The 22,423-nt window shown below is 41.1% G+C and carries 25 protein-coding genes and 1 other annotated feature; of the genes, 14 read left to right on the forward strand and 11 right to left on the reverse strand.

Translation table 11 applies throughout. The features are described 5' to 3' along the window. Positions 1 to 9 precede the first annotated feature (9 nt). Together ENLAB_RS15160 and ENLAB_RS15165 are read left to right on the forward strand one after the other, a co-directional pair. Complete coding sequence (locus ENLAB_RS15160) at positions 10 to 1,155, forward strand: ABC transporter permease (protein WP_244351875.1); 1,146 nt, start codon at positions 10 to 12, stop codon at positions 1,153 to 1,155. Continuing rightward, on the forward strand, positions 1,142 to 2,314 hold the full coding sequence (locus ENLAB_RS15165) for an ABC transporter permease (protein ID WP_200125145.1): 1,173 nt from the start codon (positions 1,142 to 1,144) through the stop codon (positions 2,312 to 2,314). Before ENLAB_RS15160 ends, ENLAB_RS15165 begins: the two co-directional genes overlap by 14 nt. A gap of 54 nt (positions 2,315 to 2,368) precedes the next feature. Here ENLAB_RS15165 and ENLAB_RS15170 read toward each other — a convergent pair whose 3' ends face one another. Then, entirely contained in the window at positions 2,369 to 3,340 is a 972-nt protein-coding gene (locus tag ENLAB_RS15170) for a diacylglycerol/lipid kinase family protein (RefSeq protein ID WP_077452497.1), read from the reverse strand. A gap of 654 nt (positions 3,341 to 3,994) precedes the next feature. Between ENLAB_RS15170 and bsh the strand changes: the two genes are divergently transcribed. Further along, positions 3,995 to 4,969 carry a choloylglycine hydrolase gene (gene bsh / locus ENLAB_RS15175; protein ID WP_077452496.1) on the forward strand — a complete coding sequence of 325 codons (975 nt, stop codon included), beginning with the start codon at positions 3,995 to 3,997 and terminating at the stop codon, positions 4,967 to 4,969. A gap of 59 nt (positions 4,970 to 5,028) precedes the next feature. On the opposite strand, the gene ENLAB_RS15180 is transcribed toward bsh, so the two are convergent. Further along, a complete protein-coding gene (locus tag ENLAB_RS15180) occupies positions 5,029 to 5,556 on the reverse strand; it encodes an FUSC family protein (protein ID WP_077452495.1) in 528 nt (175 codons plus the stop codon). Positions 5,557 to 5,895: 339 nt separating this feature from the next. Here ENLAB_RS15180 and ENLAB_RS16960 point away from each other — a divergent pair, with 339 nt between their 5' ends. Both ENLAB_RS16960 and ENLAB_RS15190 read left to right on the forward strand, forming a co-directional pair. Next, the gene (locus ENLAB_RS16960) at positions 5,896 to 6,594 is read left to right on the forward strand and encodes a sunset domain-containing protein (RefSeq protein ID WP_244351877.1); all 699 of its coding nucleotides are present in this window, start codon (positions 5,896 to 5,898) and stop codon (positions 6,592 to 6,594) included. Positions 6,595 to 7,222: 628 nt separating this feature from the next. Continuing rightward, positions 7,223 to 7,732: a QueT transporter family protein gene (locus ENLAB_RS15190; RefSeq protein WP_077452494.1), complete on the forward strand. Its 510-nt coding sequence runs from the start codon at positions 7,223 to 7,225 to the stop codon at positions 7,730 to 7,732. 82 nt (positions 7,733 to 7,814) lie between these two features. On the opposite strand, the gene cbpA is transcribed toward ENLAB_RS15190, so the two are convergent. Beyond that, entirely contained in the window at positions 7,815 to 8,453 is a 639-nt protein-coding gene (cbpA, locus tag ENLAB_RS15195; RefSeq protein WP_077452493.1) for a cyclic di-AMP binding protein CbpA, read from the reverse strand. A 155-nt stretch (positions 8,454 to 8,608) separates the two neighbouring features. Between cbpA and rpmG the strand changes: the two genes are divergently transcribed. The 4 genes from rpmG (at position 8,609) to ENLAB_RS15215 (ending at position 11,224) form a co-directional block, all read left to right on the forward strand. Beyond that, complete coding sequence (gene rpmG, locus ENLAB_RS15200; protein WP_005229764.1) at positions 8,609 to 8,761, forward strand: 50S ribosomal protein L33; 153 nt, start codon at positions 8,609 to 8,611, stop codon at positions 8,759 to 8,761. A gap of 12 nt (positions 8,762 to 8,773) precedes the next feature. Beyond that, positions 8,774 to 8,944: a preprotein translocase subunit SecE gene (secE, locus tag ENLAB_RS15205; RefSeq protein ID WP_005229766.1), complete on the forward strand. Its 171-nt coding sequence runs from the start codon at positions 8,774 to 8,776 to the stop codon at positions 8,942 to 8,944. Between the two features lie 118 nt (positions 8,945 to 9,062). Then, positions 9,063 to 9,605, forward strand: a complete 543-nt coding sequence (gene nusG, locus ENLAB_RS15210) for a transcription termination/antitermination protein NusG (protein ID WP_005229769.1) — start codon at positions 9,063 to 9,065, stop codon at positions 9,603 to 9,605. Positions 9,606 to 9,733: 128 nt separating this feature from the next. Beyond that, positions 9,734 to 11,224, forward strand: a complete 1,491-nt coding sequence (locus ENLAB_RS15215) for a DUF1576 domain-containing protein (protein ID WP_244351879.1) — start codon at positions 9,734 to 9,736, stop codon at positions 11,222 to 11,224. A gap of 147 nt (positions 11,225 to 11,371) precedes the next feature. On the opposite strand, the gene sdaAA is transcribed toward ENLAB_RS15215, so the two are convergent. Both sdaAA and sdaAB read right to left on the reverse strand, forming a co-directional pair. Beyond that, on the reverse strand, positions 11,372 to 12,244 hold the full coding sequence (gene sdaAA, locus ENLAB_RS15220) for an L-serine ammonia-lyase, iron-sulfur-dependent, subunit alpha (protein WP_086292672.1): 873 nt from the start codon (positions 12,242 to 12,244) through the stop codon (positions 11,372 to 11,374). Positions 12,245 to 12,257: 13 nt separating this feature from the next. Next, positions 12,258 to 12,923 carry an L-serine ammonia-lyase, iron-sulfur-dependent subunit beta gene (sdaAB, locus tag ENLAB_RS15225; RefSeq protein WP_005229781.1) on the reverse strand — a complete coding sequence of 222 codons (666 nt, stop codon included), beginning with the start codon at positions 12,921 to 12,923 and terminating at the stop codon, positions 12,258 to 12,260. A gap of 319 nt (positions 12,924 to 13,242) precedes the next feature. Here sdaAB and rplK point away from each other — a divergent pair, with 319 nt between their 5' ends. The 4 genes from rplK to rplL all read left to right on the forward strand — a co-directional run bounded on the left by rplK (position 13,243) and on the right by rplL (position 15,644). Further along, on the forward strand, positions 13,243 to 13,665 hold the full coding sequence (gene rplK, locus ENLAB_RS15230; protein ID WP_005229787.1) for a 50S ribosomal protein L11: 423 nt from the start codon (positions 13,243 to 13,245) through the stop codon (positions 13,663 to 13,665). A gap of 100 nt (positions 13,666 to 13,765) precedes the next feature. Next, positions 13,766 to 14,455 (forward strand): 50S ribosomal protein L1, encoded by a 690-nt coding sequence (gene rplA, locus ENLAB_RS15235; protein WP_005229790.1) that lies wholly within the window; start codon positions 13,766 to 13,768, stop codon positions 14,453 to 14,455. Positions 14,456 to 14,518: 63 nt separating this feature from the next. Next, positions 14,519 to 14,645: a sequence feature (ribosomal protein L10 leader region), on the forward strand. Positions 14,646 to 14,710: 65 nt separating this feature from the next. Continuing rightward, positions 14,711 to 15,211, forward strand: a complete 501-nt coding sequence (gene rplJ / locus ENLAB_RS15240) for a 50S ribosomal protein L10 (protein WP_016610861.1) — start codon at positions 14,711 to 14,713, stop codon at positions 15,209 to 15,211. Positions 15,212 to 15,272: 61 nt separating this feature from the next. Next, entirely contained in the window at positions 15,273 to 15,644 is a 372-nt protein-coding gene (rplL, locus tag ENLAB_RS15245) for a 50S ribosomal protein L7/L12 (RefSeq protein ID WP_003127081.1), read from the forward strand. A gap of 115 nt (positions 15,645 to 15,759) precedes the next feature. On the opposite strand, the gene ENLAB_RS15250 is transcribed toward rplL, so the two are convergent. Continuing rightward, positions 15,760 to 15,933, reverse strand: coding sequence for a hypothetical protein (locus ENLAB_RS15250; RefSeq protein WP_005231922.1), 174 nt, complete (start codon positions 15,931 to 15,933; stop codon positions 15,760 to 15,762). 148 nt (positions 15,934 to 16,081) lie between these two features. Then, on the reverse strand, positions 16,082 to 17,101 hold the full coding sequence (locus ENLAB_RS15255; protein ID WP_086292670.1) for a branched-chain amino acid aminotransferase: 1,020 nt from the start codon (positions 17,099 to 17,101) through the stop codon (positions 16,082 to 16,084). Between the two features lie 210 nt (positions 17,102 to 17,311). On the opposite strand from ENLAB_RS15255, the gene ENLAB_RS15260 reads away from it, so the two are divergent. Beyond that, positions 17,312 to 18,280: a pyridoxal-phosphate dependent enzyme gene (locus ENLAB_RS15260; protein WP_142962633.1), complete on the forward strand. Its 969-nt coding sequence runs from the start codon at positions 17,312 to 17,314 to the stop codon at positions 18,278 to 18,280. A gap of 95 nt (positions 18,281 to 18,375) precedes the next feature. Here the strand turns inward: ENLAB_RS15260 and ENLAB_RS15265 are convergent, their stop codons facing one another. The 4 genes from ENLAB_RS15265 to ENLAB_RS15280 all read right to left on the reverse strand — a co-directional run bounded on the left by ENLAB_RS15265 (position 18,376) and on the right by ENLAB_RS15280 (position 22,407). Then, positions 18,376 to 18,813: a helix-turn-helix domain-containing protein gene (locus ENLAB_RS15265; protein ID WP_244351881.1), complete on the reverse strand. Its 438-nt coding sequence runs from the start codon at positions 18,811 to 18,813 to the stop codon at positions 18,376 to 18,378. A 9-nt stretch (positions 18,814 to 18,822) separates the two neighbouring features. Beyond that, positions 18,823 to 20,373 carry an ATP-binding cassette domain-containing protein gene (locus ENLAB_RS15270; RefSeq protein ID WP_244351883.1) on the reverse strand — a complete coding sequence of 517 codons (1,551 nt, stop codon included), beginning with the start codon at positions 20,371 to 20,373 and terminating at the stop codon, positions 18,823 to 18,825. Positions 20,374 to 20,470: 97 nt separating this feature from the next. Beyond that, positions 20,471 to 21,289 (reverse strand): TPM domain-containing protein, encoded by an 819-nt coding sequence (locus ENLAB_RS15275; protein ID WP_077452486.1) that lies wholly within the window; start codon positions 21,287 to 21,289, stop codon positions 20,471 to 20,473. Beyond that, complete coding sequence (locus tag ENLAB_RS15280) at positions 21,286 to 22,407, reverse strand: TFIIB-type zinc ribbon-containing protein (protein WP_077452485.1); 1,122 nt, start codon at positions 22,405 to 22,407, stop codon at positions 21,286 to 21,288. The genes ENLAB_RS15275 and ENLAB_RS15280 overlap by 4 nt, the downstream gene beginning before the upstream one ends. Positions 22,408 to 22,423: the final 16 nt, after the last annotated feature.

Below are 22,423 nucleotides of genomic sequence, written 5' to 3' on the forward strand. Positions count from 1 at the left end.
GGGGAAACCATGTTTTGGCATTTTTACAAATACCGCACAAAGGTGTTGTTGCGAAATAAATCGATGCTGTTTTGGACGTTGGCGTTTCCCATTCTCTTAGGCCTAATGTTTATGGCGGCCTTTGGGGAGATCGATCAAGCGGGAAATTTAGAGACAATCACGACGGGGATCGTAAAAACCGGGGACCAAACAGCGCTTACGGAAAATTTTTCCACCGTCCTTGAACAAGTGGAAATCAATGAAAAACCATTATTTGCACTCGAGGAATTACAAGAAACAGAGGCAGTTGAAAAGCTGACTGCCGGTGAATTAGCTGGATATTTCCTGATTGACGACAAAACCATTTCTCTGCATGTGGGCCAAGCGGGCATGAGTCAGACGTTGATGAAAAATGTAATGGATCAATTTTTACAACGTACAGCGATCATTTCTAGTAAAGCAGCAGAACTTGAAACGCTTGATCTTGCACCTATTATGGCCGCATTTGAACAGGAGGCGGCTTTTCAAGAAGTGAATGCAGATCGTGACATGAGTGTCAAAAGTTTTTATTTCTTTACCTTGATCGGGATGGCGATCCTCTATGGGACGATGTGGGGTGTCCGTAATGTCCAGGATCAGCAAGCCAATCAATCCGCGAATGGTATTCGGCTTTCCTTGATACCAAGAAAACGGACATTGGTTTCAAGTGCGAATTTGGCGGCGAGTTTTACGATTGTGTTAGTAGAAGTCTACATTATTTTAGCGGTGTTTCGTTTTGTCTATCAAGTAGACTTTGGTGATCGTTGGCAATGGTTACTGCTGGTTGCCGCATTAGGATCATTGTGTGCGATTTTGCTAGGGACATTGATTGGAAATCTGACGCCAAAAATGAATTTGGTGCAAAAAGATGGCATTTTGGTCTCCGTTACAATGGCAATGAGCTTTTTTGCTGGGATGATGGGCTCGGAACAAATCAAGTATTGGCTTGATCTACATGTGCCGATACTGGGGCAAGTAAATCCCGTCAATTTGATCAGTGAAAGTCTTTATCAATTGTATTACTATACAGATTTGAGTAGCTTTTATACCAATCTTTTCTGGTTGACTGGCTTTATCGTCCTTTTGTCAATTGGAAATGCTTGGATCGAAAGAGGGGTGCGCTATGACGCTTTATAAAACGATTTGGACTTTGCTGAAGGCAAATAAGTCGAACTTACTAATTGGAGTATTGATCACAGTTGGTGTCACGTTCTTTTATGCGCAAAGCATCGACGTCGAAAACACCTCTTTACAAGAAGCCAACATTGCTTTGATCAGTGAGGAGGAGTCGCCAGTCGTTGATGGTCTTCGGGAGTACTTGAAGGAAAAGCAAACCTTGGTTGCTTTAGAGGGGACCTCACAAAAAGAAATTGACGATGCCCTTTATTTTAATCGTGTAAACATTGTCTTGCATTTGCCAGCTGATTTCTCCAAACAAGTGGAGGCTGGCCAGATGCCAACGATCGAGATTCAAAGCCGGCCAGATGCTTTTTCTAAAACCATTGTCACCCAGCAAGTGAACACGTTCTTACAGACGCTTTTACTTTTTCAAGAAGAAGGCAAAACAGTCAGTGAGGCGATAGAAGAAACACAAACAGCGCTAGCCGTCACAGGGCAAGTTGAGCTCAGTACAGAATATAGTCAACGAATGAAAAAAATGTTAACAGGCATGACCTTTAACTTATTGTCATATGGCCTCTTTCTATCAATATTTAGCGGGTTTGGTGTGATCAATCTGGCCTTTAACCGCCAAGAAATCAGCAAGCGAAACCAGAGTGCGCCTCTTCCAAAGCGGATGCTACAGCGGAAAATCCTGTTAAGCTTAATCAGTTACTCGCTGCTTTTAACCTTCGGCTTTTTATTACTGATGGTGTTACTAGTGATTCGCACATCCTGGGATACAGCAGCTTGGTACCACATTTTGAACACGTTTTTGTTTTTACTACCTGTCATCAGCTTCTCGGCTTGTGTCACCTCTCTTGTGAAAAATTCAGAAGCGATCGGCGGTATCAGCAATATCTTTATAACCGGAAGCTGTTTTATCGGTGGGGTCTTTGTGTCCGCGAACTTTCTGCCGGATATCGTCAATAAAATCGCGGCATTCACGCCAACCTATTGGTTTGTTCAAAACAATACCTTGATCAGTGAGACCCTCACGTATAATCAAAGGTTCAATGAATCCTTCTGGTTCAATGGCTTTGTCTTGGTAACATTTGCAGCAGTATTTTCAATGATCCAATTTATTTTGGGAAGAGAAAAAAGCCGTCGTTGGCAATACAACTCGGCGAAAAATTAATAATCTAACGTATAGAAAAACGATACAAATCAGCAGCGATTTGTATCGTTTTCTTTATGGGCACCAAAATAATTGACTAGCTGTTGTAAAAGTAATATCAAAGGGACGTTGGCCCATTTCCTCACCGTCTTCTTGTCCATGTTGGGGCACGGTAGAGATAATTCTAAGCTTCGACGTGGAAAGATGGTGAAAGTAACGTGAATTCATGTGTTTCTTTCGCATCAGTAAACCGATCAGCCAGAAAATCTTAAAAATCGATACACGCTCGACAAGAACAAAATCAAACTTTTTCTCTTTGACCGAAGCGGTTGGGGCGATCGCAACACCGCCGCCAAAGTAAGGATGGTTGGTCGTAGTGCATAGAAAAGCTTTCTTATAACTGAATTGTTGCCCATTACACTCAACTAAGATCGGGAAGCCTTTTTGGCGAAACAAAACCCGAATAATTGCAGCGATATAGGAAAAGGAGCCGAGGTTAAACTTATTCAGACTACTTTTTGCCACAGAGTGATTGGTGGTGTAGACGATTGCCGCATCAAGGCCAATACCGACATTGTTAAGCGCAATGCCGCTTTCCTCCTGGATCTGCTCATCATAGTGGATAATGGCCAATTCTTGGGGCTTAGTAGTACCCGCAATTTTCCAAAATGCTTTTTCCGGTTCCCGTGGCAACTCGATACTTCGCGCAAAATCGTTACCTGAGCCAGCGGGGATGTAAGCAACGGGGATTTGTTGTTGTTCAAGTTGTAACTCTGATACTACTTGGTGCAGCGTTCCATCTCCGCCGATAACGACCAGCAATGGATATAGCATTTCGCCATTTTCTAAATAGACATCGTCCCAAGGCAAAAGGCGTTCTTTTAAGAGCTTTCGGGTGATGTTTCGTTCGTCGCCGGGCGATTTTGTTAAATAGAGTTGATGGGGGAAACGATGCTTGTTTACGATTTTTTGCACACGCTCCGCCGCTTTTTTCCCCCTTCCACTGCCTGAGGCAGGGTTTACGAGGAAGTGATAATAATAGTTCATTTTATGAATAGCTCCATATCGTTTTTTCGTTCAATGCGTTTAATTATAGCATGTTTCGACAGAAGGCGGGGAGACGATGCCTGAAAAAAAGAGCAAAAAAATAGATTCGACGATTGTGCTTTCTGGGTTTTCAAAGGTTCTTATGTCCACTTTGATCCTCAGGTAACGATGCCCATCGCCGAATCCTATTCAATTAGTAAGGAGTAACTCAAATTCCCACATCCTTTGTCTTTTTTTCTAAGTTGACAACAATTCTTTTCTTGCAGAACCTGCTTCGTCTGCTTTACTGGGAATCCTTGCTCCTTACACTTATAGTATAGCACATTTTTTATATTGGGCAATCGCTTACATTGTTTTGTCGTTGCCTTTTAGAGAAATTTAAATAGTTTAATGAAAGGTAAAGGAAAAAGGGTGGAGATTATGATCATCGCCGCTTTTGAACGGCTCTTCTAAAGGATTTGTAATCAAAGTGAATTTGCGAGAAGGTAGGCTAACTAAAGAATACTAGATTGAAATTGCCTTAAATAAAGTATATTAAAATGATTTTAAATCATTTAATTGTATTTTTATTATTATTTATTGCTTTTTCCTTGTTAAAAAAAAGCGATAGGAGTAAATTAGTAGTGTAAAAAACTTATTTTAGGAGGAAGTATTATGTGTACTGCGTTAACTTATGTAACGAAAGATCATTATTTTGGCAGAAATTTTGATTATGATGTTTCTTATAAAGAAGTAGTGACCATTACTCCGAGAAATTATCCATTCAAATTTCGCAAAGTAAGTGAAATAGATCACCATTACGCAATGATTGGGATTGCTGCTGGAGTCGCTGAATACCCACTGTATTATGATGCGGTCAACGAAAAAGGCTTAGGTATCGCTGGTTTGAATTTTCCAGAAAATGCTTTCTATAATGAGTTTCAAGAAGGAAAAGAGAATGTTACGCCTTTTGAGTTCATCCCATGGCTCTTAGGGCAATGCGCTACTGTCGAAGAGGTAAAAGGGTTATTAGCTAATGTCAATCTCGTTCGGATCAATTTTAGTGAAGATTTGCCTTTATCGCCTTTGCATTGGATGATTGCTGATAAAAAAAGTGCCATCGTTGTGGAAAGTATGAGTGATGGCCTTCATATTCATGAAAATCCGGTGGGAGTTTTGACAAATAATCCGCCATTTGACTATCAATTGTTCAATTTGAATAACTACCGTGTGTTATCATCGAAAACTCCTGAAACTCATTTTTCTGACAAGCTGGATTTTGATGAATATAGTCGTGGAATGGGAGGCTTAGGGCTGCCAGGAGATCTTTCTTCGATGTCTCGCTTTGTCAAAGTAGCTTTTACCCGATTGAATTCCGTTTCTGGAGAATCTGAATCCGAAAGCATTAGTCAGTTCTTCCATATTTTAGGTTCGGTTGAGCAACAAAAAGGACTTTGTGACATAGGCAATGAGCGCTATGAGTACACGATATATACGTCTTGCTGCAATACAGATAAAGGAATCTATTACTATCGTACGTATGAAAATAGTCAAATCGTTGCAGTTGATATGAATAAAGAAGATTTGGAAGGTAATGCACCGATTTCTTATCCATTAATTGAAGACCAACAAGTTCTTTTCAGTAACTGATCCATTCTTAAAAAAACCATCTCAAAGCTGTTTTGAGATGGTTTTTTTCTTTTCCATTTTTAAAATGAGTCACTCTCATTTGTTGTCGTCTTCGTCCCTGCGGTACTTTTATTCGGAAATGGAAAAAAGCGATTCACCAATATCGCAATCGTCATGCCGATAAAACTATCAACAATCCGATTAAAAGCATACAAGTAAGATTCAGTTTGAGGAATCATAAATAAAATCGTCAATAGTGTGGCACAAGCACCAACTGTTCCCTCGGAATAATCAAATTTGACCAGTAAAGCGATCATCAACATGATCACTAAAGGGATCGCAATCATTTGTATAAAGGACGAATGTCCGAAAAAGTTAAAAATTGCTATACAAAACACGGAGGCAATTGCGCCAAAGCTATTACCTGCAATCCGATGTTTCCCGTATTTGACGGTGTTTTCATGATCTTCTCTTAATGTGAAAACAGCTGTGATCGTCGATACGACGTAGGTTTCTCGATTCAAAAGAAAACTGATCAAAATACAGAGGAATACACTGATTCCCGTTTTTACATTTCTTAAGCCAAAGGTCAATCCAAATAAGTTCAATCATGACATCCTTCCAAAATAAATTTCAACGAATTAGATTATACCACATTGCAGGCGGTCATTCGTTTCGATTCTCAGAAAAACGAACACTGATTTTTCTTCGTAAGTCAAGATGCACCTTCTATCAGTAGTTGAATAGCTAGTTTGATGCTAAGCATTTTTCAACTTCGAGTTTGAAGTAATACAATAATTGGAACGCCCTCTAGAAGTGTTGATTTTACGCTTTACCCAGCAGTTCATTTTCTAAGTGAGTTGAAATGATGAAAAAATACTTTTTGCTTATAAATAGATTGTTTTTTAACAATATTATTGGCATAATCAAAAATAAGGAGGGTAAAAATGAAAAAAGTTTCTATACTATTGGTGTTCTTGCTTGGCTTCGTTGTTTTTCCGATGACAGTTTTTGCTGCATCTTCACCAAGTGTGAGCTATCAAACAAATATCCAGTCTCAAGGGTGGCAATCATGGAAAACAAACGGTCAGACGTCAGGGACCACAGGGAAAGCAAAGCGACTTGAAGCAATCAAGATAAAAATTACTAACGAAAAATACAAAGGGAATATTGAATATAAAACCTCCATTCAGAAACAAGGATGGGAAAAATCGTTTAGAAAAAATGGGACTCTGTCTGGTACAAGTGGAAAAGGACAACGGTTGGAGGCAATCCAAATCAAACTCACCGGTGAGATCGCTAAGTATTACGATGTCTATTATCGAGTCAATGCACAACAATTTGGCTGGATGGGGTGGGCGAAAAACGGGCAGTCTTCAGGAACGTCTGGCTTTGGCTTTCAACTGGAAGCAATCCAAGTCAAACTGGTGAAAAAAGGTGGGAAAGCACCTGGAACGACGAATGATGCATTTCGAGATGGATTAAAAAAGTACGTAGACAAACAAGGCAAAGGGTTGATCAAAGGGTCCAAGCAAAAGATTTACCACATACCGGGTAGTCAATACTATAAAAAAACGACAAGTCCGATTCGTATGTTCAAGACGGAAGTGGAAGCGTACAAAGCTGGTTATCGGCCTGCTAAATAGAGGTGTGGCAGGCATTCGCTGAGTAAACATCTATGAGAAATTGCTTTGCCAAAAAAGTAACGAGGCAACGAGAAGAAAGCTATTTTTGTTCAAAAAGTAACTGAATCGTCTGATTCATTCTAAACAGCCCTTTCCATTAACGAAAAGGGATGTTTTACGTATTCAAGATGATTACTGTGCGTAGATCAGGCGGATCTTATAGTAATTCAGCATTTAACCTTCCATCACGAGATGCGTCTTCATTTAGCGAGGTTCCAACATAAAGCCACCATCTTCATCGTTTATTTTTTCGGTAGGCGTAAAAATAATATTTTTGCCATCTCTTTCAAGGGTAAAGATTGAATCACCAGCCATTAGGAAATCTGACGATGGATGACTCATTGATCGTCGAATAGGGTTAGAAAATGAAAGCTGCGAAGTGTTTCTTTGAATCAACGAATGAAGGAATAGAGGGAGCAATTCCATCTGCATAAATTTTTGTCTGGTGAATTCGAGATGATTTGATGATTAAATGGCCAGTTTAACATTGATATATGGCTATTAATGTGTATAATAAGTACTTGTGCGAAGCGCACCGCGGTTCATCAACCATCCCGCGTAATCAAAACTCGGAGAAAGTAGGGATCATATGGAAAAATCAACAAATCTAACCAATCAACGTTTGCGAGTCGTCGCAGCGAATGGAATCATCATGGCACTTTATATAGCTGTAACGGTTCTAGTCGCACCAGTTGCCTCAGGAGCGATTCAATTCAGGATATCTGAAGGATTGAATCACTTAGTCGTTTTCAACAGAAAATTGATGTGGGGTGTCGTCGGCGGGGTTGTTGTGTATAACTTGTTCTTTGGAATGGGGATCTTGGATGTCGTATTCGGTGGGGTCGGAAGCTTTTTGGCTTTAGGAGCGACTGCGCTGGTTCAGAAGAAGATTCCAAATGTTTTCTTAAGACTAGCATTTAACACCATTGTTTTTTCATTAAGCATGTTCCTGATTGCGATTATGCTAAATATCACCTTAGCATTGCCTTTTTGGCCAACATTTGCAACAACAGCATTAAGTGAATTTATCGTGATGACGATTACGGCACCTGTGATGTATATTATCAATCGTGCTGTTCGTTTTGATAAACGCGTTTAAAGAAAACTTGTTTTTTGCTTTGATGGTTCTCAAAAAACAAGAAAAAGATCATTCCTAAGAAATGAAGGAATGATCTTTTGTTTTATTCTGCTTTTAAGTCTTCGATTTCTACAACTTTGAAGTTTTTCGCTTCTAGTTGCGTAACGATCTTGTCGCATAATTCTTTTGATGTGTTTGCTGGTAAAGTGATCATCGTACGACGAATAAATTCGTCTTTGCCGATATCCAGTGTGATACAGCTGGCGATACTGCTGTATTTTGCGATTATTTTTGAGATAACCGCTAAGTCGCCTTGTTGACCTGTTGATGCGATCGTCAACACATAGCTTCCTTGCTCAACGCTCCATGATTGTGACAACATATTCAATAAGGAGCTGTGGGTCAAAATGCCGTAAAATTGATTGTTTTCATCTAGTACCGCAATATAAGGCAATTCTTTGATCGTAAAGAAAACCTTAAAAAATGAAGAGTTGACATAGATGAACTTCGTCGCATTTTTTAGCAGATAGGTGACGGGTAAAGTCATGTCACCGCCGTTTGCTTTATGGCGATAGATGTGCATTTTATAAATATTTCCTCTAAAAATCTTTCCTGATTCATCTAGGATAGGCACACAACGATAACCAGACTCTTCTAAAATTGCCAGCGCTTCTTCTAAGGTAGCTGTTTCCTTTACCGTTGTTAAATCGCGTTTTTTGTAAACCATTGTTTTTAATAACATAATTTTCCCTCCCAAATACCCATTTAACACCATTATCATACCACAAAATCAGCAGAAACTATATTTATACGACAGAAAATCAAAAATTGACACAATCTTAAATAAGTGGTATTTTTAGTGTTGGAAAACTTTATAAAAAGGGGGAGGACACTAAGATGGCAACGAAAAAAGCTGCTTTGGCTTGTTCTGTCTGCGGATCCCGCAACTATTCAAAATCAGTCAGTGAAGGTAAAAAAGGCGAACGCCTTGAAATCAACAAATTTTGCAAGTATTGCAATCAATATACTTTGCATCGTGAAACGAAGTAAGGAGGGAATCGAATGAAATTTTTGAAAAATGTTGTTGAAGAAATGAAAAACGTTTCTTGGCCATCAAAAAAACAATTACGCAAAGATACCTTTGTGGTGATTCAAACAACCATTATTTTTGCATTGATGTTCTTTGTGATGGACACACTGATTCAAACAGTCTTCAATTGGATCCTAAAGTAAGACTTCTTACTGATAGCGCTAGTCATTTATCGCAAATCATGCTATAATCGCTTTGAGGAAAAACTTCGGTGCAGCTGAGGTTTTTTTATTTTACAAAAAGATGGGGAGTCCGAAAAAAATGGAATCTTTTGAAAAAAATTGGTATGTTCTACATACGTATTCAGGTTACGAGAACAAAGTAAAAGCAAACCTAGAGTCACGTGCACAAAGCATGGGGATGGGTGATTATATTTTCCGTGTCGTTGTTCCCGAAGAAGTGGAAACAGAAGAAAAAAATGGCAAAACCAAAGAAATCGTTCATAAAACCTTTCCTGGTTATGTGCTAGTTGAGATGGTCATGACGGATGAATCTTGGTACGTGGTTCGGAATACACCAGGTGTGACTGGTTTCGTTGGCTCTCATGGTGCAGGAAGCAAGCCGGCGCCTTTATTACAAGAAGAAATCAATTCGATTTTGCGTTCGATTGGTATGAGCACCCGAACAGTTGAGTTAGAAGTGGAAATCGGCGAAACCGTCAAGATCATCGAAGGTGCGTTCTCTGGTTTAGAAGGTCAAGTAGCAGAAATCGACGAAGAAAAACAAAAACTAAAAGTGAACATCGATATGTTCGGTCGTGAAACCAGTACGGAACTTGATTTTGAGCAAGTAGATAAAATTTAACTGTTAGATAGACTAGCAAGAACGGCTCATTTACGGTAAAATAACAGTAATGAGAATAAAGTGGACCAATTCGTTGGCCCACTTTTTTTCTCAAAATGAGTAAGCGCTTTATAAGAGGAAGGGGTCCTATGTCAAAATTAGTTACTTTTTTTAGAGTAAAGTTTCACAATGATTTTCATCCCCATACTAAAGGGATGATTTCTGTACATAATGGGTATAGCTTGTTGTTTCTTTTTAATTTGCTACTGTTTTTCTTTGCCATGTTGTTTTTCGATCCAAGGGTGGCAGTCGAAGAGCTCAAGTTGATTTTATTTTCTGAAAGTCATCTTGTGACAGATTATATTGCTATGACTTCTGTAGGGACGGCTTTATTAAACAGCAGTTTGATGACGTTTGTAGCGATCTCGATTTGTTATCATTATCGGGTGCCGATTACAGGCGGCGCGGTGTCCGCTATCTTTATGGTGACTGGGTATGGTTTTTTTGGAAAAAATTTACTGAATTTTATCCCGATATTTTTAGGCGTCCGCCTGTATTCTTACTTTATGAATGAACCATTGAAAAAATTTCTATTGATTGCCTTGTACGGATCGTCGGTTTCTCCGATCGTCAGCTATTTTGCTTTCAATGATTCCTTGCCACCTTATTTTAGCTTAGTGATGGGGTATGGCATTGGAATTTTTACCGGTTTTTTGATGGTTCCCATGGCACTGTACTTTCAAGCGCTATTTCAAAGTGTCAGTCTTTACAGTGCGGGGTTCACTTCAGGAATGCTATGTACACTAGTTGCCGCTATCTGTCGGATGTTTGGCCTAACGATCGAGCTGCGAACAATGGTGTCACAAGAACAGCAACCGCGTTTGATTTTCATGATGCTGGTTTTAGGAGGGATATTCGTCGGCTATGGTTCGCTGATGGCGAACAAGAAAAAACGGTTGAATATGCGAGCGATTTGGTCTCATAGTGGCAAAATCGAACGCGATATTTTACGTGATACCGGCGTCTACAATACCATGATCAACATGGGCTTGATGACGTTCTTGTTGGTGGCTTATGTAGTCAGTATTGGTGCGGTTTTAAATGGACCTGTCATCGGTGCGATCTTTTGTGTCATCGGCTTTTCTGCTTGTGGCTCTCATGTCTTTAACTCACTCCCTTTATTGGCAGGAGTGACGATCGCCAACCTATTGAGTGTGTATACTATCAACGAGACGGTCACAGTCACATCAGCGATTTTTGGGATGATGCTCTGTGCAGTGACGAATGCCTATGGCTGGAAAGGCGGCTTGGTGGTCGGTTTTGTCCACGCCTCAATGGTACTGAATATTGATTTCTTACATGGTGGCTTGAATTTGTATAATAATGGTTTTTCTGGCGGGTTAGTCGCCATGATGATCATTCCATTATTAGATCTCAGCAAACAGCTCTGGCAAAAATCAGCCGATCAGGCACAAGCTACCCAGGAAGAAAAACCACAAATGGACTTGAAAGCACAAGAAAGCGAGCAGCCATTGGTCCCAATGGATCAAACAGAAGGAAAACCTGAATTTTCCGAGCCTGTGAAGGTATTAAACCCCATTGCCCAAAAGAAACACTATAGGGTCGGCGAGTGGGAGTAGAAAAACCGCCAATGTCATTTGTTACTTGTTTAACAAATAGGAGGGACTTATCTTCCTGAGAAATAGTGAGAAAATGAAAACCAACCAAGAACAAGCAACGATTGATTGTTCTTGGTTGGTTTTTATTGGTGTTCATTTCTAAAAAAATCAACGATTGGCTTCTAAGATTTCTGCCTGTAGGCGTTGGGCAGTTGGGGTCATGGCTAGACCGCCTTCAGCTGTTTCCTTGAAAATGCTAGGCATTTGCCGACCGACTTGATACATCGCTAAGACCACTTCATCTGGTGGGATGACACTTTCGATTCCTGCCAGTGCCATGTCGGCAGAGATAAAGGCTTGGGAAGATCCCAGGGCATTGCGCTTCACGCAGGGGACTTCGACTAAGCCCGCGACAGGGTCACAAATCAAGCCCATCATATTTTTTAAGGTGATCGCCACCGCTTGAGCCGCTTGGTGAGGGGTGCCACCTTTTGCACAAACCAAAGCCGCCGCTGCCATTGCACTAGCAGAACCGATCTCTGCTTGACAACCGCCTTCGGCACCGGAAATCGAGGCATTGTTGGCAATCACCAGACCAAAGGCGCCGGCTGTAAATAAAAAGTCGACTTGTTGCGCTCGAGTCAGTGCCAAACGCTCACGCACGGCCATCAATACACCAGAAACAACACCCGCACTACCGGCAGTCGGAGTGGCGCAAATCAAGCCCATTTTCGCATTGACTTCATTGACTGCAATGGCATTTTGGACCGCTTGTAGAATGGTTTCTCCGCTTAAAAAATCACCGGCAGCAAGGTAGTCGTTCATCCGTGTCGCATCGCCACCGGTCAATCCCGTCACCGATTTAACACCAGAGACACCTTCAGCGACTGATTGTTCCATAACAACTAAATTCTTTTCCATGATTGCAAGGATCTGTTCGCGACTTCGGCCAGTATTTTCTGCTTCGATCGCAATCATCATCTCTGCAACGGAAGGATAATTTTTACTCTCTGTTACTAATTCATCTATTGTATAGAACATGTTCCTATCTCCTTTAATCAAAATACGCAGCGCTGTAAACGTGCGGCAAAACTTTGATTTGTTGCGCCAGCTGATCATTGCGCTGATCGACTTCGATGATCATGATGGCTTTATCACCGACAGCTTCTCTTGTAACGGTCATCGTACCGATATTGATTTGAGCCTCTGATAGTAAATTGGTTACTTTCGCAATCATTCCTGGAACATCTTGATGGACGATCACATAAGTTGGCGTACCCAGCGTCAGAGAAATTTTGAAGCCGTTAAGCTCTGAGATTTGAATATTGCCACCACCAATCGAAATACCAGTGACGGATAGTTTGTGGCTACCTTTTGTTAAAATCATCTTGACCATATTTGGATGTTCCGCTTTTTCTTTTTTAGGGACGAATAAGACTTCGATCCCTTTCTCATAAGCGATTTTTAAAGAGTCTGCTAGGCGAGCGTCATCTGGCTCCATGCCTAAGAGACCGCCAACTAACGCAATATCGGTTCCATGACCGCGATAGGTTTTGGCAAACGATTCATACAACAGGATATCTACACTGTCTGGCTGTTCGCCAAAAATACTGCGAACGATTTTTCCAATCCGGGCAGCACCGGCTGTATGAGAACTGCTGGGACCCACCATGATGGGTCCGATTATATCAAATACACTGCGGTATTTTAATTGTTCCATTTTTTTCACCTCGAATAGTAGTAAACGAATAGGGAAGAATTCCAGTAGTAGTGTAGCATAAAAAAATGAGAGAATGAAAAAAGCAGACCAAAAGCAAGGGATTTTTATTTATTTTTTTAGCGAAGGAATAACGAAAAGCGCTGGTGAGTATTTTTTCGAAAAAAACAGCTGAAAAACCTTGAATTATTCCTTAAAGATGCTATAATATTCCAGTGTGCTTTCGTCACACGTTTTTTGTGTGTGCACATGAATCACCAAAGTGGGAGGAGAAATTTGGATCTCCAATTAACCACATCACGGACTCAAGGAGGTATGTCTCGTGGCAAAAAAAGTAGAAAAAATCGTTAAATTGCAAATTCCTGCAGGTAAAGCAACACCAGCTCCGCCGGTAGGTCCTGCGCTAGGTCAAGCGGGTATCAATATCATGGGATTCACTAAAGAATTCAATGCTCGTACAGCTGATCAAGCAGGTTTGATCATTCCAGTAGTGATCTCTGTATACGAAGACCGTTCATTTACTTTCGTTACAAAAACACCACCAGCAGCAGTATTGTTGAAAAAAGCAGCAAACGTTGAAAAAGGTTCAGGCGAACCAAACAAAACAAAAGTTGCAAAAGTTTCACGCGATCAAGTAAAAGAAATCGCTGAATTGAAAATGGAAGACCTAAACGCAGCTGACGTTGAAGCAGCAATGCGCATGGTTGAAGGAACTGCACGAAGCATGGGGATCACTGTAGAATAATTACAGCCCTAAGGAAGTAGCTTCTCAGTCGGCTTCATATTGAAAAATATGGGACACGTGGGAGGTTCTACCGTTATAACCACATCAAGGAGGAAACAAAATGGCTAAAAAAAGCAAAAAAATGCAAGAAGCATTGAAAAAAGTTGATGCTACAAAAGCTTATTCAGTTGAAGAAGCAGTAGCTTTGGCAAAAGAAACAAATATTGCAAAATTCGACGCAACGGTTGAAGTTGCTTACAAATTAAACGTAGACCCTAAAAAAGCGGATCAACAAATCCGTGGCGCGGTTGTATTACCAAACGGTACTGGTAAAACACAAACAGTTTTAGTTTTTGCTAAAGGCGATAAAGCCAAAGAAGCAGAAGCAGCTGGTGCTGATTTCGTTGGTGACGACGATATGGTTCAAAAAATCCAAGGTGGCTGGTTCGACTTTGACGTTGTTGTTGCAACGCCTGACATGATGGCTACTGTTGGTAAATTAGGTCGTGTATTAGGCCCTAAAGGTTTGATGCCTAACCCTAAAACTGGTACAGTAACAATGGACGTAACAAAAGCAGTTAACGAAGTAAAAGCTGGTAAAGTTACTTACCGTGTTGACAAAGCTGGAAACATCCACGTACCAATCGGAAAAGTTTCTTTTGAAGATGACAAATTGATCGAAAACTTCAAAACGATCCATGAAACATTGTTGAAAGCTAAACCTTCAGCAGCAAAAGGTCAATACATGAAAAATATCTCAGTTACAACAACATTTGGACCTGGGATCCATGTAGAACAAGCTTCTTTCTAATTTAATACAAAAATTTAAAACTTTTATTGACTTGACTGCCTTATCTATGGTAAGGTAGTCAAGGTTAAAAGTTTAACTGTACCGAAGACAGTAGGTGGCATTTGCCTTAATTTCCTACCGAGGACGTTTATTGAGAACCTTCAATAGTCCCTCTATGTCTACGGTGGCATAGAGTTTTTTATTGTCTTTTTTTAAGACAAAGGAACCGTTCGTTTCGAAGAAACTCTTCCATCAAAATCAGGAGGTGAAATATAAATGAGTGAAGCAGCTATCGCTAAAAAATCCGCGATCGTTGATGAAGTGAGTGAAAAATTCTCTGCAGCCGCATCTGTAGTCGTTGTTGACTACCGTGGACTAACTGTTGATGAAGTAACTCGCTTACGTAAACAATTGCGTGATGCAAACGTTGAGATGAAAGTTATCAAAAACTCAATTCTTTCTCGTGCTGCTGAAAAAGCTGGTCTAGAAGGTTTAGGTGAAGTATTCACTGGTCCTACTGCCGTAGCATTCAGTAACGAAGACGTTGTTGCACCTGCAAAAATCATTAACGATTTCGCAAAAGACGCAAAAGCTTTAGAAATCAAAGGCGGTATCATCGAAGGCAAAGTTTCTTCATTGGAAGAAATTACTGCATTGGCGAAATTGCCAAACCGCGAAGGACTTCTTTCTATGTTGCTATCTGTGCTACAAGCACCTATCCGCAACGTGGCTTACGCTGTCAAAGCAGTGGCAGAAAAAGAAGAAGATGCAGCATAATTGCCGCATGATTTTTCAGTATTAAAAAACTAAACTACTTACTTAAATGGAGGAAAACAAAATGGCATTGAACATTGAAAACATTGTCGAAGAGCTAAAAGGCGCGACAATCTTAGAATTAAACGATTTAATTAAAGCTATCGAAGAAGAATTTGGCGTATCTGCTGCAGCTCCTGTAGCTGTAGCTGGTGGAGCTGGCGATGCTGGTGCTGCTGAAGAACAAACTGAATTCACTGTAGAATTGACTGCAGCTGGCGATCAAAAAGTTAAAGTTATCAAAGCAGTTCGTGAAGCAACTGGCTTAGGCTTGAAAGAAGCGAAAGCAGTCGTTGACGGAGCTCCTTCAGCAGTTAAAGAAGGCATCTCTAAAGACGAAGCTGAAGCGTTGAAAGCAGCTTTAGAAGAAGTTGGCGCTTCAGTAACAGTTAAATAATTTTTCTTAGTGTCAAATCCTTTTGTATGAAGGGGTTTGGCGCTTTTTTAATAGATGAAATCCCTGCAAAAGGAATAAGCAGCGATCCCCGTTTCTTACTAGCGAGGATCACTGCTTATTTTTTTCTAAATTGTTGGAATAAGAACACAAAAATAAAAAAGAAAAATGCTTCCCACAATGTTGTGGTCCAGCTAAAACTGCGGTTGATACCAAAAACGAGATTACCGATATTGGAAACCACCAAATACAATGCTGTTGCTAGCAAAGAATAGCCGAGTCGTTTGCCCATCATTACGCCTCCCTTTGCTATGATTGTAACAAGTCAAAAGAGTTGTGGCAATCAATTCTAATGTAGTGATGATAAATTGATCGATAGAAAGAGAAAAACCGAACGATCACAACGGATCGTTCAGCTGAAGAGGATATACACGGTTCGCTTAACCCAATGGGACGTCAAAGATCCAACCAGTTGGTGCGGCAATGTCTCCGAATTGAATGCCGGTCAATTGGTCATACAATGCTTTGGTTTGTGGACCAACTTCCGTTTCGCTATAGAACACATGGAAATCCTCACCGTTTTGGATCCCGCCGATCGGAGAAATAACAGCAGCTGTTCCGCAGGCACCCGCTTCGACAAAACGATCCAGCTCATTGAGATAAACATCACCTTCAACCGGGGTCAATCCTAATGAATGTTGCGCTAGATGCAGCAATGAATATTTTGTGATACTTGGCAAAATAGAAGGAGATTTTGGTGTCACAAATTCATTGTCAGCCGTGATCCCGAAAAAGTTGGCAGAACCGACTTCTTCGATTTTGGTATGTGTTTCTGGATCAAGATAGATGCAGTCGGAAAATTTCCGTTGATGGGCTTCGTATCCAGGCAATAAACTCGCCGCATAATTTCCGCCAACTTTGGCTGCACCAGTACCATTTGGTGCCGCACGATCATAATCAGAAACAATGAAATTCGTCGGCGTCAATCCGCCCTTAAAGTAAGGACCGACAGGCATACAAAAAACCGTAAAAATGTACTCTGGTGCTGGACTAACACCGATGTTTTCTCCGACGCCAATCAATAGCGGACGAATATACAAGGTGGCGCCGCTGCCATAAGGCGGAACATATTCCTGATTTGCTTTTACAACTTGTTTTACCGCATCTAAGAAGAAGTTCTCAGGAACCTCTGGCATGCGCAGACGATAGGCACTGCGGTTCATCCGTTTGCTATTTTCGTCTGGACGGAACAAATTGATGCCGCCATCTTTTCTTCGGTAGGCTTTTAGTCCTTCAAAACATTGCTGTCCATAATGAAGAGCGGTTGATCCCTCGTGGATATGCAGATAATTATCCTCGGTAAGTTCGCCTTCATTCCAAGAACCGTCTTTCCATGTTGCCAAAAAACGCCATGGCGTTTTGATATAAGAAAACCCTAAATTTGACCAATCGATTGTCATTCGTTCACACCCTCTTTTAATTTTTCTAAGTATAGCACTTCAGAAAAGAAATGTCATTATTTTCTGAAAATTCTTCTGTAAGAATATTTGGTGACATTGACGTGTAAAGAAAGGGGAAGTGATCTTTGCTTGTACGAGTTCCCCAGATTGTTTTTCTACAAGTTCTGTGCTTCAATGAGAGTATAAAAAAACAAAAAAGGGGGAACGTTTGTGATTGAGGAAGTGTTGACGGACAGTCTAGGGATCGCTGCTGCGTATCGACGATTGAAACCAATCATGATCCATACACCACTTGCGCCAAGTAATATTTTAGGTAAAGAAAAAGAGGGCACGATATTTTTGAAATTAGAAAATCTACAGCGCACCGGCTCCTTTAAAGCGCGTGGGGCGTATAACAAACTCGCTTCATTGACTGATGCAGAAAAACTTCGCGGTGTCATTGCCTGTTCTGCAGGAAATCATGCACAAGGTGTTGCCCTCGCCGGATCGTTACTGGGGATCAATGTCCGAATCTTTATGCCATTGACGGCTGCCAAAACAAAAATAGAGGCGACAAGAAGCTATGGCGCACAAGTCGTTTTAGCAGGAGAGACGTTTGATGAAACCAAACAACTGACACTAGAGGCCATGCAAGACAGTGGCGAAGTATTTGTCTCTCCTTTTGATGATCGTGCAGTAATGGAGGGGCAAGGAACGATTGCGATCGAACTGTTGGAGGATCTTCCGGATGTTGATAATGTCATTATTCCCATCGGCGGTGGTGGGTTGATCGCTGGGATCGCTTTAGCCTTAAAAGAACTTCGTCCAGAAGTCAAGATCATCGGCGTTCAATCCTATGGAGTTTATGGCATGATCGCCTCACTTTGGCAGCAAAAGCTAGTTGCCAATCGTCGTAGCCGAACGATCGCCGACGGCTGTGATGTCGCTTTGGCAGGGGAGCTGACCTATGATGTTTTAAAGACCCGTATCGATGAAACAGTCTTAGTTGAAGAATCCGATATCGAACAAGCGATCCATTACTTGGCTTTGAAGGAAAAAGTCATTGCAGAAGGTGCCGGTGCATTAAGTACGGCGGCGATTTTAAGTGGACAGATCGATCATTTGCTTCGAGGAAAGAAAACTGTGGCATTGGTCTCCGGCGGAAATATTGATTTCTCTGTGTTTAAGGAAATCATCTGAGTGCAACAAGCCTTCCAATAAAGAAAGAAGAGACCTGATTAGACATTCTCCTAATTGGGTCTCTTCTTTTAAATTCAAAGCAGGTGCTCAGATGATTACTTTGGGGGAGAAAGGATTGTTTCGATCCACTGTCCAAAGGTTGTTACATATTTCAAGGGTCCGACCAATGTAAATCGTGCCATCGTTGGGTTGATTTTTTCAAAGTAAAAACGCCGACTTTCCCCTGAGTAAAGTGCATTGAATTCATCAATAACGATTTTTTTTTGCTGTTGTAGCAATTCCTCTGATTCAATAAAGAAATCAATGGCAAGTAAGCTTTCGGGTATCTGTTTTTCTGAACGTATTGAAGCAAAAGAAAGCAGGGGATCTTCAAATGGTTCGCCTATCAACGAGGCCACATCTTTGTAAGAAAAGCGCCACTGCCCGCCAATTTTTGTCCCTTTAAGTTGGTTGGTCTTTTGATAATTTCGGATGGTTCGAGTCGTTACGCCCAGTTTTTCAGCGACTTCTTCAACGGTATAATAATCTTTCATCGGTTCCTCCTACAAAGCAATTGTACGATCACAAAAGCGTTGCTCCTCTTTCTTATGACTAGTATAGATGATCATGCGTTTTTCTGCATGTTTTTTTAAACACTTCATAATCTTTTCGGCAGCTTCATCATCAATGCTGCTGGTAGCTTCGTCTAAAAGAATGATTTCGGCATCACTTAATAAGATGCGAGCTAGAGCGATTCTTTGCTTTTCTCCTCCAGACAAGTCGGCACCATTTTCCGTAAGCCTGCTAGTCCATGAGCGCTGTTGAAAAATAGGCGCTAAAATACCAGAGGTTTCGATAATTGTTTTTTCTTCTTCCGTCATTTTTCTTCCCCATACAAGATTTTCTTCAATTGTCCGAGAGAGAATCGTAGGGTCTTGAGCAAGGTAGATGGTTTTATCTGTTTCAGGGTTTCTTGGCTTGATGCGTGTACTCTTCGTTGAAAGCGAAATTCCTTCTGATGGATAAAGGCCAGCAATTGCCTTTAAAAACGTTGATTTTCCTTTTCCTGAAGCGCCAGCCAAGTAAATATGTTCACCAGGCTTCAAGGTTTCTTCAATGAGAAAGGAAAAGCTGTGGTTGCCAATTGATACGACAGGGTGGTCGAAAGTAAGACTCAGAGTAGCTTCACTCGTTTGGTTCCAGAAGTCATCGGGAGCAGCCAATTCTTCGTTAACAAAACGTTGATTGGTCCTCAGAGTAGCGGTATCAAGATTGATTTTCGTTAAACCACTTAACGCAGAAAAGTAAATGGGTAATAGTACGCCAATCAAAATCAACGCAGAGGTTGGCAGTTCATCTTGTAATATTCCTTGAATCATAAACAAATAGATGCCGATCTGGGCGATCTGATTGATCGCATTAAGGACTAAACTAGTCGTTTGGGCAAATGTATTGGTGTTTGCTAATGTTTGATACATCGATGTCAATTGAGAGGAAAACAGCTGCTCAAGAACAGCGTCACTCCATTGCTTCATTGTATCAATATGGGACAATGTTGTTAACATTTCCTTATTGCTGAGAGCAAATGCTTCTTGCATATTTTTCATCTTAATACTCAACTGTTGATTGATCCATCGAAACCCAAAAACATTGATGGGAAATAGCAATAGTAAAATGAAACCCAGTAAATAATGCAATTGGAAACACAAAAAAAGTGGGATCAGCAATAAGAAAAAGCAGCGAATAGCTTCGCTAAAACTACCGCAAATAAACAAGTATAAGGAATCAACAACGCCAAAGATGCGGTTTAATAGATAAGTGGGCTCCTTTTCAGAGAGCTCAACATAACTCTTCCTTTTCATTTTTTTTAACAATTCTAAGAGATGGCGCACATTCATCGAAGCTGCATAGCGCTCTTTCATCACAATCAATAAGAATTGCGCGCAATAAGTAATGCTTAATATGAACGCTAATAAGCCGACGAGATGATCAAAGCGCAGTGCGTGATCTTCTTGTAGAAGCAAAGGGAAAGCGAGGTTTGTCAGGACAGTCAAAAAAACTAGCAAACTACTCAAACTGATAAAAAGTTTATTGTTTCTAATAATTTCAAACATAAAATCAACTCTTTTCCTATATTTTCCTAAATGGTAGATGTTTTTATGAAAAATGTCAACAAAAAAAGAGTTCCTGATTAAAGGAACTCTTGAAAAATCAAAAGCTGCGTCCGCCGCCGCCGAATGTACCGCCACCGGAAGAGTGAGTCGTACTGCCGCCACCGCCGCCAGAAAAACCACCGCCGCCTCCACCATTATTCGAAGGACGGGGGATGCGTCTGGTTGTGACAAAGGAGTTGACTAAGCGATCTTCTTTTTGGGTTAGATCAATACTTGATTTTTCTAGATAGTTAAATTTGTAGCCGCCCATTTTTAATTGATAACGGGATTTAACAATGATGAAAAAGGCGATACTGATCACTGCCGCGATCGCTAAGCAAATAGCAATTTCTAGTGGCGTTATCACTTTGTAATAAGTAATTTTTCCGGTATCACGATCGATACGATAGTGATCGGCAGGAACACCCGCTTCCACAAAACTTTCTGCTTTTTGCAGATAGACCAATGCCGCTTGATAATAATTTCCCTCTGCCATCTGGTCAAATACCGCATCAAGTAGCTTATCTAGACGTGAATCGGTAAGATAATCGATCATATTTCCGGAAGTAGAAACGTGAAATTCCCGTTGCGCCATATCGATCACCAATGCCGAACCGTTGTTGTCATTGCCGATCCGTCTTGAAAGATATCGATCAGTGTACAACTCGATATCTCCCGTATTGCTGTTCGTTGTTTGAATAAAAACTTCGCCTTTGATCTTCGCATTCAGCGCTTCTGCTTCCTCGTTCAACTTCTGGATCTCTTGTTCGGTAAAGAGTCCAGCGTGGTCTGCGACTGTCTCTTCGGCTGCGAAGGCGGGCAGGGTGGTTAAGAAAAAGCCAACCAGTAGAAGCAACAAATAAGATAGTTTTTTCATAAGAAATACGCTCCAATCAATGCGAGGATGGTCGTTGCCGCGAAAATGGCGCCACTGACGATTCCCAAGCGTTTGTAACTGATCGGTAAAACACCGCTGACTTTTCCTGTTTGCCCATTCATCGCATAATAAAAGGCACTCTTGTTTTCATCATCGGCTCGATAGGTCACTAGCCATACAGGAAGCAAAACGTAGTTGTTTTCTTCTTTTGTTAGATTGATGGATCGATTGTTGCGTTTAAAACTAGTATAGCCATTGACGGTGCCTGCTAGCAGGTTTTCAGCATAACCCGATAATTCGTTTTTGACTTCGTCGGAAAGATCGATGTACTCAATGTCTCTTTTTTCTGCTTGGAAGCCGGCTAAATACTGACTGCGAAACGCAACGGCTTTTTCAAGGGGAAACGGTTGAACGCCAGTTACCATTTTTTGTTGGACGTTTTTTGACAGCGCATGCTTGAGTAATTCGTTCACCTTGATTTTGCCTCGTCGCAAGACGTCATATTGTTTATGCTCGGTATATTCAATGTCACCAACCCGCCAAATACGCAAGGAGGTACCCATTCCTGAAAGCGAACCATTCATCTCGGCATCGACGACCCAATAAGGAAAGTATACGCCAGTCAATTTCTCTACTTGTGCTTGGTCGAAGAAATCCCGTGGGACGAATTTTTTCTTTTGCGCCCATTCTAAAAACTTTTTCGTTGCTTCTTCTTTTTCGATCGCAAAGGGAAGGACTTTGTTTGGCAAAAATTCTCCCGAAAGCCGACCAGACAAAACGACCGGATTATGGCAAAAGTAGCAATAGGTTGCAGCTGTAGTCGCATCCGTCACGATTTCAGCACCGCAGCTGGGGCAGGTGAAAAGGTCCATCTGTCCCGCTTGTGCATCGGCTTGCTCTCTAACTTCTTCTTGAAGGGACGGTTCGGTCTCGGTCGCTGCAGAAGGATCTGAGACTGGAGTATCGGCCATCTGCGCTTCTTTTTGCTTTTCTTCAAAGGCAGTGACTTCGTCTTCAGTAAAAATACTCAGACAAAATGGACAATGAAATTTTTGATCGCCAGGATCAAAGGTTAAAGCGCCCCCACAATTGGGGCACTTATGTGTGATAACATCCATCAGCAATCCTCCTCAA

Origin of the sequence: Enterococcus innesii (assembly GCF_022846515.1) — a bacterium.
In the GTDB taxonomy this organism is placed as follows: domain Bacteria; phylum Bacillota; class Bacilli; order Lactobacillales; family Enterococcaceae; genus Enterococcus_D; species Enterococcus_D innesii.

Excerpts from the sequence above, each read along its gene's own strand:
- ENLAB_RS15160 (WP_244351875.1), top strand. The coding sequence starts at position 10 with ATGTTTTGGCATTTTTACAAATACCGCACAAAGGTGTTGTTGCGAAAT.
- ENLAB_RS15165 (WP_200125145.1), top strand. The coding sequence starts at position 1,142 with ATGACGCTTTATAAAACGATTTGGACTTTGCTGAAGGCAAATAAGTCG.
- ENLAB_RS15170 (WP_077452497.1), bottom strand. The coding sequence starts at position 3,340 with ATGAACTATTATTATCACTTCCTCGTAAACCCTGCCTCAGGCAGTGGA.
- bsh (WP_077452496.1), top strand. The coding sequence starts at position 3,995 with ATGTGTACTGCGTTAACTTATGTAACGAAAGATCATTATTTTGGCAGA.
- ENLAB_RS16960 (WP_244351877.1), top strand. The coding sequence starts at position 5,896 with ATGAAAAAAGTTTCTATACTATTGGTGTTCTTGCTTGGCTTCGTTGTT.
- ENLAB_RS15190 (WP_077452494.1), top strand. The coding sequence starts at position 7,223 with ATGGAAAAATCAACAAATCTAACCAATCAACGTTTGCGAGTCGTCGCA.
- cbpA (WP_077452493.1), bottom strand. The coding sequence starts at position 8,453 with ATGTTATTAAAAACAATGGTTTACAAAAAACGCGATTTAACAACGGTA.
- rpmG (WP_005229764.1), top strand. The coding sequence starts at position 8,609 with ATGGCAACGAAAAAAGCTGCTTTGGCTTGTTCTGTCTGCGGATCCCGC.
- secE (WP_005229766.1), top strand. The coding sequence starts at position 8,774 with ATGAAATTTTTGAAAAATGTTGTTGAAGAAATGAAAAACGTTTCTTGG.
- nusG (WP_005229769.1), top strand. The coding sequence starts at position 9,063 with ATGGAATCTTTTGAAAAAAATTGGTATGTTCTACATACGTATTCAGGT.
- ENLAB_RS15215 (WP_244351879.1), top strand. The coding sequence starts at position 9,734 with ATGTCAAAATTAGTTACTTTTTTTAGAGTAAAGTTTCACAATGATTTT.
- sdaAA (WP_086292672.1), bottom strand. The coding sequence starts at position 12,244 with ATGTTCTATACAATAGATGAATTAGTAACAGAGAGTAAAAATTATCCT.
- sdaAB (WP_005229781.1), bottom strand. The coding sequence starts at position 12,923 with ATGGAACAATTAAAATACCGCAGTGTATTTGATATAATCGGACCCATC.
- rplA (WP_005229790.1), top strand. The coding sequence starts at position 13,766 with ATGGCTAAAAAAAGCAAAAAAATGCAAGAAGCATTGAAAAAAGTTGAT.
- rplJ (WP_016610861.1), top strand. The coding sequence starts at position 14,711 with ATGAGTGAAGCAGCTATCGCTAAAAAATCCGCGATCGTTGATGAAGTG.
- rplL (WP_003127081.1), top strand. The coding sequence starts at position 15,273 with ATGGCATTGAACATTGAAAACATTGTCGAAGAGCTAAAAGGCGCGACA.
- ENLAB_RS15250 (WP_005231922.1), bottom strand. The coding sequence starts at position 15,933 with ATGGGCAAACGACTCGGCTATTCTTTGCTAGCAACAGCATTGTATTTG.
- ENLAB_RS15255 (WP_086292670.1), bottom strand. The coding sequence starts at position 17,101 with ATGACAATCGATTGGTCAAATTTAGGGTTTTCTTATATCAAAACGCCA.
- ENLAB_RS15265 (WP_244351881.1), bottom strand. The coding sequence starts at position 18,813 with ATGAAAGATTATTATACCGTTGAAGAAGTCGCTGAAAAACTGGGCGTA.
- ENLAB_RS15270 (WP_244351883.1), bottom strand. The coding sequence starts at position 20,373 with ATGTTTGAAATTATTAGAAACAATAAACTTTTTATCAGTTTGAGTAGT.
- ENLAB_RS15275 (WP_077452486.1), bottom strand. The coding sequence starts at position 21,289 with ATGAAAAAACTATCTTATTTGTTGCTTCTACTGGTTGGCTTTTTCTTA.
- ENLAB_RS15280 (WP_077452485.1), bottom strand. The coding sequence starts at position 22,407 with ATGGATGTTATCACACATAAGTGCCCCAATTGTGGGGGCGCTTTAACC.